At 60.9% G+C, this 12,849-nt stretch carries 12 protein-coding genes and 1 pseudogene; all 13 read right to left on the minus strand.

The genetic code is table 11. From position 1 onward, the window contains the following. Positions 1 to 69 precede the first annotated feature (69 nt). Positions 70 to 2,049 (minus strand): excinuclease ABC subunit UvrB, encoded by a 1,980-nt coding sequence (uvrB, locus tag N5D20_RS24285; RefSeq protein WP_017354485.1) that lies wholly within the window; start codon positions 2,047 to 2,049, stop codon positions 70 to 72. 233 nt (positions 2,050 to 2,282) lie between these two features. Then, a complete protein-coding gene (locus tag N5D20_RS24290) occupies positions 2,283 to 3,206 on the minus strand; it encodes a bestrophin family protein (RefSeq protein WP_227832955.1) in 924 nt (307 codons plus the stop codon). 120 nt (positions 3,207 to 3,326) lie between these two features. After that, positions 3,327 to 5,348 (minus strand): cache domain-containing protein, encoded by a 2,022-nt coding sequence (locus N5D20_RS24295; protein WP_017354487.1) that lies wholly within the window; start codon positions 5,346 to 5,348, stop codon positions 3,327 to 3,329. Positions 5,349 to 5,357: 9 nt separating this feature from the next. Beyond that, a complete protein-coding gene (locus tag N5D20_RS24300; RefSeq protein WP_026070510.1) occupies positions 5,358 to 6,755 on the minus strand; it encodes a sigma-54 dependent transcriptional regulator in 1,398 nt (465 codons plus the stop codon). Positions 6,756 to 7,440: 685 nt separating this feature from the next. Beyond that, positions 7,441 to 8,100: pseudogene (locus N5D20_RS24305) on the minus strand (ATP-binding cassette domain-containing protein); the annotation flags it as partial. Continuing rightward, positions 8,090 to 8,773 carry a molybdate ABC transporter permease subunit gene (gene modB / locus N5D20_RS24310; protein WP_005413347.1) on the minus strand — a complete coding sequence of 228 codons (684 nt, stop codon included), beginning with the start codon at positions 8,771 to 8,773 and terminating at the stop codon, positions 8,090 to 8,092. The pseudogene N5D20_RS24305 and the gene modB, both read right to left, overlap by 11 nt. A 3-nt stretch (positions 8,774 to 8,776) precedes the next feature. Then, positions 8,777 to 9,520, minus strand: a complete 744-nt coding sequence (modA, locus tag N5D20_RS24315; protein WP_026070511.1) for a molybdate ABC transporter substrate-binding protein — start codon at positions 9,518 to 9,520, stop codon at positions 8,777 to 8,779. A gap of 87 nt (positions 9,521 to 9,607) precedes the next feature. Continuing rightward, complete coding sequence (locus N5D20_RS24320) at positions 9,608 to 9,967, minus strand: hypothetical protein (protein ID WP_017354491.1); 360 nt, start codon at positions 9,965 to 9,967, stop codon at positions 9,608 to 9,610. After that, a complete protein-coding gene (locus tag N5D20_RS24325) occupies positions 9,964 to 10,530 on the minus strand; it encodes a molybdenum cofactor guanylyltransferase (RefSeq protein ID WP_026070512.1) in 567 nt (188 codons plus the stop codon). Before N5D20_RS24325 ends, N5D20_RS24320 begins: the two co-directional genes overlap by 4 nt. Beyond that, positions 10,496 to 11,014: a molybdenum cofactor biosynthesis protein MoaE gene (locus N5D20_RS24330; protein WP_017354493.1), complete on the minus strand. Its 519-nt coding sequence runs from the start codon at positions 11,012 to 11,014 to the stop codon at positions 10,496 to 10,498. Before N5D20_RS24330 ends, N5D20_RS24325 begins: the two co-directional genes overlap by 35 nt. A 3-nt stretch (positions 11,015 to 11,017) precedes the next feature. After that, positions 11,018 to 11,278: a MoaD/ThiS family protein gene (locus N5D20_RS24335; RefSeq protein WP_017354494.1), complete on the minus strand. Its 261-nt coding sequence runs from the start codon at positions 11,276 to 11,278 to the stop codon at positions 11,018 to 11,020. Beyond that, positions 11,278 to 12,531 carry a gephyrin-like molybdotransferase Glp gene (gene glp, locus N5D20_RS24340; protein ID WP_017354495.1) on the minus strand — a complete coding sequence of 418 codons (1,254 nt, stop codon included), beginning with the start codon at positions 12,529 to 12,531 and terminating at the stop codon, positions 11,278 to 11,280. The genes N5D20_RS24335 and glp overlap by 1 nt, the downstream gene beginning before the upstream one ends. Continuing rightward, positions 12,528 to 12,849, minus strand: a 322-nt coding sequence (locus N5D20_RS24345) for a molybdopterin-binding protein (protein ID WP_279947616.1), incomplete at its 5' end; no start/stop codon positions are given. The genes N5D20_RS24345 and glp, both read right to left, overlap by 4 nt.

Raw genomic sequence — 12,849 nt, forward strand, 5'->3', positions numbered from 1 at the left:
CCCGCCCCACCCCCACACCACAAAAGGCGGGCTCCTGTAGGAGCCACGCCCCACCACTCGAAAGAGTGGTTACATGTAGATGAATTGGCGGTATAGCTTGTCTAGCTCCAGCCTGACGAACTCGATCTCCTCCTCGTCCCCGGCATCAGAGAGCTCCAGAAGCTGTCGCTCCTTTGATGTAATTCGATCACAGAGGTCTTTTAGGTTGGCGCAGAACTCCGCTGAATGGGCTTGCGACCGGTCAGGTCGAGCCTCTGTTGATCCCAACATTCCGCGAGACGTTGACGGGGTGATGCCGAACTCCTCATTGAACGCGATCTGATGCTGTCGCCTGTCATCAGTCTCAGAAATGGCCTGCCGCATCGCACTAGTGATCGTATCGGCATACATGATCGCCTTACCGCGCGAGTTTCTTGCGGCTCGTCCAATCATCTGAATGAGGGCCTGGCTCGACCGAAGGAAGCCCGCCTGGTCCGCATCAACGATAGCGACCAGAGAGGCCTCAGGAATATCGAGCCCCTCTCTCAGCAGGCTGATACCCACTAGCACATCGAACTCGCCGGCCCTCAGCCCATTGATGATCTCAACTCGATCCTCTGCCTTGATATCCGAGTGCATGTACTTCGCACGCACCCCTTGATCCTCGAGGAACTCGCACAGCTCCTCAGCAGACACCTTTGTCAGCGTGGTCACCAAGACCCTGTCGCCCTCTCGTACACAACGGGCGATCTCTGACAGAAGATCGTGCCTGTAGCCCTCCCTCGGCCTCACCTCTACCAGCGGATCGAGCAAGCCAGTGGGCCTGATGAGCTGGTCAATCAATCTTCCCTTGGATCTCCCAATCTCATAGGCGCCAGGCGTAGCCGAAACGAAGATCGTCTGGGGCTTGATGGCTTCAAACTCAGAGAAGCTAAGCGGTCTGTTGTTCATCGCCGAAGGTAGACGGAACCCGTACTCGATTAGAGTATCCTTCCTGCTCTGATCGCTCCTGAACATCGCCTCGATCTGAGGAACCATGACGTGCGACTCATCAACAAATAGCAGGCCATCCTTCGGGAGGTAGTCCATGAGTGTCGTCGGCCTAGCTCCTGAAGGCTTCGAGTTCAGGTAACTGGAGTAGTTCTCCATGCCAGAGCAATATCCCAGCTCCCTCATCATCTCCACGTCGTTCGTGATCTTCTCGTAAAGCCTATTTGCCTCAACGATTCGACCAGATGCGTTGAGCTCCGTCACCCTGGCCTCCAAATCCTTGAGGATGGCCTTCGTAGCCTCATTGATTTCTGTTTTGGGGCTTGCGAAGAGTGTCTTTGGAGAAACGAGGTAGCGCGTCTCATCGCCAAGCTTCTTCCCTGTAACCGCATCAATCCAGGTGAGCGACTGCACTCTCCCCTCGTCCGTGAGCTCTACTCTAATTGCCTTGTACTCAGAGTCGGCGGGAAAAATATCGACCACATCGCCAGACACACGGAACGTGCCACGCTTCAGGGTCCGCTCAGTCCTGTCGTACTGAAGCGATGCAAGCCGACGCAGGAAGTCCCTCTGATCCAGTTCGATTCCAAGCGCAAGCTCAACCTGCAGATCCCGGTAGCTCTGTGGGTCTCCCAGTCCATAGATTGAGGACACCGAAGCGACAACAATCACGTCTCTACGCTCAATCAGAGACTTCGTAGTCGATAGTCGAAGCCTCTCAAGGTGATCATTGATGGCTGAGTCTTTCTGGATGTAACGATCGCTACCTGGGATATAGACCTCTGGCTGGAAGAAGTCGTAGTAGGAAACGAAATACTCCACGGCGTTCTCGGGGAACAGCGCCTTCATCTCCCCGTAGAGCTGAGCAGTCAACGTCTTGTTTGGCGCAAGAATGAGCGTGGGTCGCTTCAGCCGATGGATCACATTGGCCATCGTGAAGGTCTTCCCTGACCCTGTAATTCCCTTCAAGGTCTGATGTGTTGCTCCCTCCTCGATGCCAGCAATTAGCCTGGCAATCGCTTCGGGTTGATCCCCGGCCGGCGTATGATCCGAATGCATTACGAACATATCTGTTGACATCACTTACGCTCCTACTGGCTCATTCTTGATCGTTAGAGGAACTATTCCCGTCTCACAGACTCCATCCCATATGTGCGAGCGGAACCAAGGGGGCTGTACGAATGCTATCTTTGGGCGAGTTCCTTTCAGGTGAGCCTGGCAACCCATGCCTGACTAGCGCTAGGGCGTGAGCTGGCATGTCGTTACATGCCGGAGCGGCCTCAGAAGTGCACCCGCCGCCCTCCGCTCACGCCTCACTCCTCCCTACCTGGCTGCTGTACCGACTCCTGATCGACCGCAGTCAGAGCCAGCGTTGACATTAGCTCTGTCTCGATCGTCCTCTGCATTGAGTAGATCGGGAGCGCGTTCGGCGCGGAACTGAATGGCTCCTCCAGCTGACGGCCCAGCGCATCGAGACCAAAAAACGTGTACGCCACAATGAGCACCGGTAAAAAGGTCCACCACCCCAATGTTCCTGCCAGCGCAAAAGGAAGTGTTGTGCAGAATACGATCGCAGTCCGGTGAAGCAGCAGCGAATACGAGAATGGAATCGGAGTATTGAGTATCCTCTCGCACCCCCCCTGGATACGAGCCAAGTTGGCAAGCTGCTTATCCATCACCGAGTACTGAATCGAGTCGATCCTTCCCTCATGAGCCAGATGGGCAAGCTTCAAGCCAATGCCCTGGAGCACAGCGTCCGTCGGATTCGGGCCTTGTGATGCCTTGCCAATATCCCACCAAGGTGCGATCGCATGGGCTTCGTCGGCCCGGCGCAGTCGAGAATAGAGGCCAGCACTGAAGCCACACAGGCCTCGCAGGATCTGTGCTCGGCTGTTTGGATCCAGCAGGGACGTCTGCCTGGCTATTGAGCGACACGCTATGACCAGGTCACCCCAAAGGTGCCTCGCCTCCCACCATCTGGAGTAGCAAGCGTTGTTTCGAAAGCTCATGAATACGGAAAGTGCGATACCAATGAGCGTGAACGGAACGGCACTGAAGCGAGCAAAGATTCCTGGATGCTCCGTTGATGCGAGCACCGCTCCTGCGGTCACAATGCTAATCAGTAGTAGATGCAATGCGATCCTGGGCAGGATGGTACCCCTGACGGCAAACGCAACGTCCCACAACGTCGGCTGCCTTCGCATTCTCGTTTCAACATCTGGGAGACGGTGTGTCATGCCAACCTCTGATTCATTGATCGACTGCTGGCGTCGATACGCCTAGGCAACAAATTCCTTCCACTTGAGTTCGAAATGCGAATGACATCACGCCGTTCGCATGACACTGCTACAGCAGGTCTAAAGCAGTTCATCGTCGGCAGCCTCGGGCATCCATAGTTCAATGACCGTCCCTGTCAGGCCGGTTCTCACTACCGACAGGCTGCCACCGTGGCGGTTGGCAAGCATCTGACTGATGGAAAGACCCAGCCCAGTACCTTGACGATGTTTGGTCGTAAAGAATGGCTCAAAAATTCGGACCAGAATGTCCTGAGGAATGCCGCTTCCAGTATCTGAGACTCGCAAAGCGACGCCAGGGTGACCATGAACGTCGTCAACGTCCAACGTCGCCAATCCCAGCGTTCCGCCCTTCTGCATGACATAGATTGCATTGATCAGGAGGTTCACAAGAATTTGCTGCAGCTCGCCCCGATTGCCCGTTACGAGCCGTGTGGACAGGAAGTTCTTCTCTATCTTCACGGGATGGCGCTTGATGAGGTGTTGAATCAGGGGCAGCGTCTCCAACATCAGCGTGGCAGGCTCTAACAGCTCACTATGACCGGAGTACTCACTGGGCTTGGAGAACTGCAGCAACTTGGAAACAATGGTGCTGATACGCCCAATTTGATCCTCAATGAGGTCAATCTCTTCTCCAAACCCTTGACCCTCGGGCTCCCTGATCGAGTCACGCAGAAGCTCGAGGTTCCCCTGCATGACGGCAAGCGGATTGTTGATCTCGTGCGCTATTCCTGCTGCGATCTCGCCAATTGTTGCCAGCTTCTCAGTGACAATCAGGTGCTGGGTCGTCTCTTCCAACCGTCTATTGGCTAGTGCGAGACCAGCAGTTCGCTCCTCTACCCTGGAATTGAGCTCCTCGTTCCAGGCGACCAGCTGCCGTTCCTTCTCTTCCAGCTGACAGAGCAGCTGGTCCAAGTGCGAAGCGACACGTCCGATTTCATCATTGGATGCCCCTGCTCCGGAGCGAGCACTGCGGTCGCCCGCCTTGACCCGTCCAATTGCCTGATCCATCCGCTCAAGTGGCTTGAACACGCCGCGAGCGATGTACAGAAAAAGGGGTACGGTGATGACTGCAACAAGGAGGCAACCGAACACGATCGCTCCGATGGAATTTCGACGGGCGGTGGTGAATGGCTCCTCCAGAAAGCCCACGAAGAGCATACCAATAGGTACGCCCCGGCCATTGAGAATGGGCATATAGCCGGCAATGTACCAATCATTGACTACGTAGGCTCTCGCCTGCCAGGTCTTTCCCTGGCCCAGCACGGCCTCGGCCACTTCAGAAGACACCCGTGTCCCCGACGCTGGGTTCCCTCCCGCCAACAACGCGTTGGTGCTGATGCGGGTATCACCAAGGAAGATGGAGGCTATCCCTGTTGCGCCAGTACGCAGGGCCTTATCTCGGTAGACAAGATCAGTGATCTGCTTGATGAACTCGGTGTTGTGGTTCAGCAGAGTACCCGCAATCAAGACGCCAACCTGATTGTTTGGAAGTGCAACCGGCGTTGCAGCTTGAATCATTAGGCCCCGCTTCTCACTCTGGGCCGAATCGACAGGATTCCTTGCGTTATGCGGACGAATGACCTCGGCCCGTGCGGCGAGCTTTGGGGAGATCTCCATCAGATCGTCCCGGCTTACCACCCCCACCTCCACGCTGGACGCTCCCTTCAGGGCCTTTTCGATGACTGACCAGTCCAAGTCAAGCTCAGCTGGCGAGGCCGGCTCACTACTAGCCAACAAGCGACCGTTTGAATCCAACAGTGCGATGAAGTCTAGTGAACCACCTTGGGCTTTCGACGCTAGTAGGCTGCCAAGCTCTGCATTCTTGTTGACCCCCTGGCTAATGACGCCATGGAAGCTCTGCGAATCAGCAATCGCAGCCAGCGTCGCGCGGTCGTTGACGAGCAGCTGGTTCATGTACTGTCCCGCAACTTTCAGGTCCCCGCCAACCTTCGAGGCGAGCAGTCGGTCGAAGCGCAAATCCCATTGGTAGATGAGTCCGCCGACGATAGCCGGCAGGATCACAAACATTGGAAGGATCGCGATTAGAAGCAGGCGGAAGCGAACTGAGCGCGCTCGGTTCATTGCAGATTCCTAGGCTGATACATTCCAACTGGAGCACTTACGATCAATCGTCTTTCGCGATATGCCCAAGATCGTGGCCGCTCTTTCGCGATCTCCGCCAGTCTCACGAAGCACTGCAAGGATGTGCCTGCGCTCGACCTCCGAGAGCAGCCGGCTTCGTGGGTCAGAGAGTGACTCCAACCGCTCAAGCTGAGTCGGAAAGTGTCCGAGTATCAGGCTACGCTCAACGTAGTTGTGAAGCTCGCGGACGTTCCCGGGCCACGAGTAGCTCTGAAGATATGCCCGGATCCTTTCGTCGATCGGAATCGGTTGAAGGCCAAGCTGCAGCCCCAGCTCACGCATGAAGCCCGCCGCCAGCTCCAACACATCAGCGCCGCGGTCATGAAGGCGAGGAAGCGACACCTCGAGAACGTTGATGCGATAGTAGAGATCCGACCGGAATGTTCCATTCTTCACTTCCGCAACCAAATTCTTGTTGGTTGAGAAGATGAATCTGACATCGATCGGAATCTCCCGATCTGCGCCAACTGGTCGTATCCGTCTATCTTCAAGCATCCTTAGCAGCTTTCCTTGGAGAGCCAAGGGAAGATCAGCGACTTCGTCAAACAGCAATGTTCCGCCTTCTGCATAGGCGACCAGTCCTTGGCGAGACGAGTTCGCTCCACTGAACGTTCCTTTGAGACTCCCGAACAGTTCAACGTCAATCAACTCGCTGGGAACAGCTGCACAATTTATTGGAATGAAAGGATGAGATGCCCGTGCGGACAACGCGTGCAGCGATCTTGCGGCAACCTCCTTTCCAGAGCCGGATTCTCCAGTGAACAGCACGCTACTGGGCAGTGGTGCGACCTTCGCGATCAGATCCTTGGTGGCCTGAATCGCACGCGAGCTACCTGTGAGCCTGTCTCGAAGCGCAGCTGGTGCACCGGAGCCATGTAGCTCGTGACGGAGAATGGCATTCTCCCGCCGTAGGCGACCGCGTTCCAGGCAGCGCGATATAGCGGCCAGCAACTGATTGGTTCTGAAAGGCTTGAGAAGAAAATCAGCCGCTCCCGCGCGGATAGCGCCGATAGCGGAATCCAAGTCTGCGTACGCAGTAATCAGAATGAAGTCGGCCAAGACCCCTCCCCTGCGCTGGTCCTCCAGCCACGCGATGCCACTCTTCCCTGGCAACACGTTGTCCACAATCACGATGTCAAAGTGGCGCTCCGTCAGATGCTGCTCCGCTTCAATGGTGTCAGCTGCAGCTTCCACAACTTTGCATCGCGGTCGCAAGGCACGAACCAAGAAGCTACGCATGCCAGGTTCGTCGTCAACGATCAGTATCGATGAGCGCGCAAGGTCCGGCCATGCAAGATCGCCGTTTGCGCGCTCTTCGGAAGATTGGTTGGCGCTCTTTGGCGTCATGTTTCCCTCAGTACAATTGAAGCGTGGCTAGTTCCGTCGATTCGTGTTCGAGTTCATTTCGATCTTTCGACCGCTAGATGACGGGTGACATATCGAACAAAACACCCCCTCTCACGACGTAGGACGTTGTGCACCAAAGGCCAGTCTGAGACGTTCAATGCTGTCGACCTCAGTCATATGCCAATCCGGAACTCTTGCCCTACGAGCCTAGTATCGACCTCTTGGTGGCCAAACGGACCGGGGGCTCCTCGCCATATTGCCCAGAGCGCCAATGGCCTCCGTGCCCCTCCAAGCCCCTCGGCGGTCGGTCGCCACGGGAGGCTGGAGAAGTCTCGCTCCCTTCGAGCGGATCATTACGCCAATTCGGCCATATGGGAAGCGCTGGGTGCGCGTTGTCCCCGCCTCGGCCGGAGCCACGCAGCGCGGCCAAGCGCGGGCGAGTCGATCCGCCTTGCAAGAAGGTCCAGGCCCTACCGCTCGCCTACCGGCATAGAGATGCCTATGCACCAGGGTCGTCTCCCATTTGCGCGGCTCGCGGGCAGATGTATCGTGGCTTTGGACTCTCTGAGTCTCCGACTGACTGATGGTTGCTCTTCCCCTCAAGACCCGGGCTTGTTGGGGAGCCGACTAAGGATGGTAGAAGGCGGGGCTGACGGGTCGGCCTCTGACGCGAGCCGGGAGGAGAGATCAGTCGCCCATTTTCGATGCAGGCGATCTGGCCCCCAAATATCTCAATGTCGTTGGGATCATGGCTGATCAGCAGCAGTGGAATACCGGCCCCGTCCAGCACGGCCTCCAGCTCCTGCCGCAAGTGCTGGCGAAGATCCTGGTCCAGCGCGGAGAACGGTTCATCCAGCAGCAGCGCCTGCGGCTGCGTCACCAAGGCGCGTGCCAAGGCGGTACGCTGGCGCTGGCCGCCGGACACCTGCGAGGGCAGCAGATCACCCACCGTATCGATGCGGAATGCGTGCAACCACTGCTCCACCGCATCGAAGCGCTGGCCGACCCGCGGATTCAACCAGCCCTTCTGCAGACCGAACGCCACGTTCTGGCGCACGCTCAGGTGTGGGAACAGCGCGTAATCCTGGAACACGTAGCCCAGCCGGCGGTGCTGCGGCGGCAGATCCACACCGGTGGCCGCATCGAACAGGGTCTGCCCCTGTAGGCGCACATGACCCTGGCCCGGCCTCAGCAGCCCGGCCACCGCCTTCAGGGTCAGGCTCTTGCCCGCGCCCGAGGGCCCGAACAGCACCACCTGCCGCTGCGTGCACTGCAGCGACACGTCCAATACGAAATCCTGGCCGGCCGCCTGCAGGCGACGCTGCACCTGCAGGTCAAGCCACATCACGCAGCTCCCGGCGACGTCCGCCCACCAGCCGCGCGGCCAGCAGCAGGATCACGATGCACACCACCGAGGTCAGGATCACCAGCGCATTGGCCTTGCCGTCCTGGCCGGCCTGCACCGCTTCGTAGATGGCGATCGACAGCGTCTGCGTGCGGCCGGGAATGCTGCCCGCCACCATCAGCGTCGCGCCGAACTCGCCCATCGCGCGTGCAAACGCCAGCAGCAGGCCGGCGAGGATGCCGCGCCACGCCAGCGGCAGCGTGATGCGGAAGAACACCGCTGCTTCGGACACACCGAGCGTGCGTGCGGCCTGCTCCAACTGTCCATCCACTTCCTCGAACGCCGCGCGTGCCGGCTTGAACACCAGCGGCAGCGAGGCCACCGCCGCAGCGATCACCGCCGCCTGCCAGGTGAACACCAGGTTGATGCCGAACCACGACTGCAGCCACGCGCCGATCGGGCCGTTGCGGCCGATCAGCACCAGCAGGTAATACCCCAGCACGGTCGGCGGCAGCACCATCGGCAGGGTCAGCAGCGAATCCAGCAGCTCACGGCCAGGAAATCGCCGACGTGCCAGCAGCGCGCCCAGTGCCACGCCCAGCACCAGATTGATCGCGGTGGCCCAGCCGGCCACCTTCAGCGACAACCACAGTGCGCTCCAGTCGAGATCCATGCCTCAGGGCTTGCCGAACCCATGCTTGGCCAGGATCGCCTGGCCCTGTGCCGAACGCACGAAGGTGGTGAAGCGCTTGGCTTCAACCGGTTGCGCACTGGCCTTGGTCACCGCCAACGGATAGGCAATGCGCCCCGCCACCGGCACCGCGAAGGCACGGCGCACCCGATCAGGCATCGCCTGCGCATCGGTGGCATAGACGAAGCCGGCATCCACTTCACCGCGCGCCACGTAGTCCAGCGACTGGCGAACGTTCTGCGTGGTGATGGTCTTGCCCTGCACCGACGGCCACAGGCCCGCCGCTTCCAGCGCGCCCTTGGCATAGCGGCCGACCGGCACGCTGTCCGGGTTGCCCAGTGCGATGCGCTGCACACCGGCACCGGCCAGGTCCTTCAAGGTACGCGGCGCAGCCTTGGCCTGCGGCGGCACCACCACCCACAGCGCGTTCACCGCGAACACCTCGCGGGTGCCGGCCGCCAGCAGGTCCTGCTGCTGGGCCTGGTCCATCGTGGTTTCATCGGCCGACGCGAACACATCCACCGGCGCGCCGCGGCTGATCTGCTGCAGCAGCACGCCGGACGCGGCGAAGTTGAAATCGACCTTGGTTCCCGGGTGTGCCTTCTCATAGGCGGTGCCCAGTTCGCGGAAGCTCTCGGTCAAGCTCGATGCCGCCGACACCGTCAGGTCGGCCGCCAAGGCCGGCACCGTGGCCAGCAGTCCCAGCAACAACAGTCCAACTCGTTTCATCATTGGTTTCCCCGTTTGGTTGGGTTTAGATCGGTTTCACCGCCTATCCTTGGCATCGCAGGCGCTACATAGCTGGCCCGCCCAGAGCTAGGTAGAGGGTGCACGACGGTGCGGACCTCGTTGGCGCAGGCTGTCTCGTACATCCACATCGAATTGAAGCTGCAGCGAGATGTCATCATCCAGCGCAATGCCAAAACCCAGACCATCACGACAGGGCAAACGTAATGCCAAGGACTGAACCGCTTCGCGAGGAAGCATCAACCGGCAGTACTCGCTCCCCTCCAGAAGCACCGCCTGTTGCCCTGCATGCAGTGATAGCACCATGCCCCAGCCGCGATCGCCGCCGAACCGCGTCAGGTTCTCCACCGATTCGCCGGCCAGCAACTGCGCTAGCTCCTCTTCATCAACGCGCAGACGAACTGCCTGCCGCTGTAGCTGGACTTTCATGATGCAATGAACTCGAGCTCGGTTGAGGTGTTGCAGTTGAGTAGCTGGTCGTATTCGCTATCCGCCAGTGGCAGCTCGATTGCGCCCAAGCGTTCTCGCAGGGCGTGTAGCGAGCGGTGCGCCGCCGGATTCTCGATCAATTCCCGCAACACATGCCGGCAATGGTCATCAATCTGCAACCGCATCGGCAGGGGTTCTTCCGCAAACAGCACACAGGCAGCCGAAGGCGCATCACGTAACCGTTGTAGTAACGCCGGGGTCACATTGGGCGTATCCACCGGAAGCACCAGAGCGGCAGCGTCCGGCATGCACATGGCCACACTGTAGAGCCCGCCCAACGGGCCGCAGCGTGCCACGCGATCAGGAATGCCACCGAAGGCCGGGTAGTTGCCACTCACCCATACCCTTTCCGCACCTGCCTGTCGCAGCAGGCCACGCATGTGCTCTAGCAGGGTTCGCCCGTGCCACGGTAGCAGCGCCTTGTCACGGCCCATCCGGCTGGAAAGACCACCGGCCAGCACGATGCCGTCAGTGGGAATGTTCGTGATCGTGTGCACATTCATGGGCATTGTCATGAGCTTGCGTGGGTTCGTTATCCGCATGGCAGAGACTGCAGCCTTCGGTCCACTCGCTGTCGCCGTCCTCGTAATGCTCCTGCTTCCAGATCGGGCACTGGTGCTTGACCACCTCGATCAACTGCCGGCAGGCCCGGAATGCCTCGTCTCGATGCGGGCTGCCGGCGGCCACCACCACCGCCACATCGCCAATGCCCAACCGGCCCTTGGCGTGGGCCACATACAGCTTCAGCTTCGGACCGAACGTCGCCTCGACCTCTGCCGCCAGGCGCTTGAACTCGTTCAGCACCAAAGGTTCGAACAGGTCGTACGTGATCCCGGTCACCGGCCGGCCGATGTTGACGTCGCGCACCTTGCCGATGAACACGTCGATGCCGCCGAAGCCCGGATCAGATACCGCCGCGATGCCTTCGGCCGGATCGATCGCCGCCTGCGCGCGGTCCACCACCGTCGCGATGATCTTCTCGCTCATCGCTCAGCCCCCGCTCACTGGTGGCAGGATCGCCACGCGGCCATCGTCGGGCAGCGCCTCGTGGTCGCGCAGCACGCGTTGCTGGTCGGCAAACGCCGAGTAGTCCAGCAGGCCCGCGCGGAAACCCGGCCAACGCACCGGCAGCAGCTCGCGCAGCGCCTGGCGCAGATCGGCCACGGTGCCACCGGCCACATCGACGGCGATTTCGCGGCTGGCATCCAGATCGGAAAACGCACCGAACAACTGCAGATTCACCTGTTTCATCATGACTCCTGGCTCACCAGCTGCACCGGTTCGTGGTGACCCCAGCCCTGCACGCGCACGAAGGTGCCAGCGCTGGCCAGGTCTCCCTCGGCCTCCAGCACCACCCAGGCGTTGGCCTGCAGCATGGACATCAAACGGAACGACTCCTGCCCGGACAGTACGCGCGCACTCAGGCGCCCCTGCCCGTCCATTTCCACCCGCGCCCGCGCGTGGAAGCGCAGACCGGGCGGCTTGCGCACGTCGGCCTGCAGCGGCAGCCGCAACACCGGTTCCGGTGCAAGCCCCAGCAGGCGGCGCAGTACCGGCTCGACGAAGAAGCGCTGGCCCACGGCAGCCGAAACCGGGTTGCCGGGCAGGCCGAAGTACAGCGCGCCATTGGGCAACACCGCGAACAACAACGGCTTGCCGGGGCGGATCGCCACCTTATGGAAGACGATGCGCGCACCACGGCCACGCAGCGCATCGGGAACGAAGTCGTAGCGGCCGGCCGACACCGCGCCGGTACTGATCAGCAGCTGCGCGCCAGCGGCCAGCGCTTCATCCAGCACCGCATTGAACGCGGCCACGTCGTCGCCCACCGTGCCCTGCCAGACCACCTCGGCACCGGCCGCCTGCAGGCGGCCCACCAGGTAGGGGCGATTGCTGTCACGGATCTGGCCCGATTCCAGCGCCTGCGCCGCCTCGGTCACCAGTTCCTTGCCGGTGGCGATCACCGCCGCCCTCGGCCGCGCCACCACCGCCACCTCACCCACGCCCAGGGCGTGCAGCAGGGTGCGGGCATTGATATCCAGCACCTGGCCGGCGCACAGCACGCGCTCACCCTCGCGCACGTCCTGGCCGCGCAGGCGCACGTTCTGGCCCGGCTTCACCGTCGCGGTCAGCGCGATGCGGGTCGGGCGGCCGTCCTCGCTGGCGAGGATCTCCACGTTCTCGACCGGCACCACCGTATCCAGGCCAACCGGCATGCGCGCTCCGGTCATGATTTCCCAGGCACCCTCGCCGCCTTCGGCGCCGGCATCGCCGGCTGCCTGCCAGCCCTGCACCGCGAATTCGGTACCGGCCTCGAACGTCGCGCCGTTGGCGCGCAGCGCAAAGCCGTCCATCGCCGAATTGTCGAACGGCGGCAACGACTGCCCGCTGTGGATGTCACTGGCCAGGGTACGGCCGCCGGCTTCATGCAGCGGCACGCGCTCGGCCGGCAGCGGCGTGGCCGCGTCCAGCAGGTGCTGCAAGGCTTCGCAATAGGGAATCATGAGTGGCCATCCCCCTCGACCATCGCCAGGGCGTGGCCCAGTACCGGCGCCAGGATATCCAGGCACTGCGCCGCCGCCTTCGGGCTGCCGGGCAGCGCGAACACCAGCATGTTGCCCAGCTGCACCACCTCGGCGCGGCTCAGCCAGGCCATCGGCGTGTGCTGTGCACTCAGCGCGCGCACCATCTGCGCCAGGCCATGTACCGGCCGCGCGTTCAGGGAACGGAGCGCCTCCGGGGTCAGGTCACGCGGGCCCAGTCCGGTACCACCGGTACACAGGCACAGGCGCACGCCCTCGGCGGCCAAGGCCTGCAGGCGA

It is taken from the genome of Stenotrophomonas sp. GD03877, from assembly GCF_029840555.1.
Classification (GTDB): Bacteria; Pseudomonadota; Gammaproteobacteria; order Xanthomonadales; family Xanthomonadaceae; genus Stenotrophomonas; species Stenotrophomonas geniculata.

What these genes read in the sequence shown, in the direction of transcription:
- uvrB (WP_017354485.1), bottom strand. Translation starts at nt 2,049, where the DNA reads ATGTCAACAGATATGTTCGTAATGCATTCGGATCATACGCCGGCCGGG.
- N5D20_RS24290 (WP_227832955.1), bottom strand. Translation starts at nt 3,206, where the DNA reads ATGACACACCGTCTCCCAGATGTTGAAACGAGAATGCGAAGGCAGCCG.
- N5D20_RS24295 (WP_017354487.1), bottom strand. Translation starts at nt 5,348, where the DNA reads ATGAACCGAGCGCGCTCAGTTCGCTTCCGCCTGCTTCTAATCGCGATC.
- N5D20_RS24300 (WP_026070510.1), bottom strand. Translation starts at nt 6,755, where the DNA reads ATGACGCCAAAGAGCGCCAACCAATCTTCCGAAGAGCGCGCAAACGGC.
- modB (WP_005413347.1), bottom strand. Translation starts at nt 8,773, where the DNA reads ATGGATCTCGACTGGAGCGCACTGTGGTTGTCGCTGAAGGTGGCCGGC.
- modA (WP_026070511.1), bottom strand. Translation starts at nt 9,520, where the DNA reads ATGAAACGAGTTGGACTGTTGTTGCTGGGACTGCTGGCCACGGTGCCG.
- N5D20_RS24320 (WP_017354491.1), bottom strand. Translation starts at nt 9,967, where the DNA reads ATGAAAGTCCAGCTACAGCGGCAGGCAGTTCGTCTGCGCGTTGATGAA.
- N5D20_RS24325 (WP_026070512.1), bottom strand. Translation starts at nt 10,530, where the DNA reads ATGAATGTGCACACGATCACGAACATTCCCACTGACGGCATCGTGCTG.
- N5D20_RS24330 (WP_017354493.1), bottom strand. Translation starts at nt 11,014, where the DNA reads ATGAGCGAGAAGATCATCGCGACGGTGGTGGACCGCGCGCAGGCGGCG.
- N5D20_RS24335 (WP_017354494.1), bottom strand. Translation starts at nt 11,278, where the DNA reads ATGAAACAGGTGAATCTGCAGTTGTTCGGTGCGTTTTCCGATCTGGAT.
- glp (WP_017354495.1), bottom strand. Translation starts at nt 12,531, where the DNA reads ATGATTCCCTATTGCGAAGCCTTGCAGCACCTGCTGGACGCGGCCACG.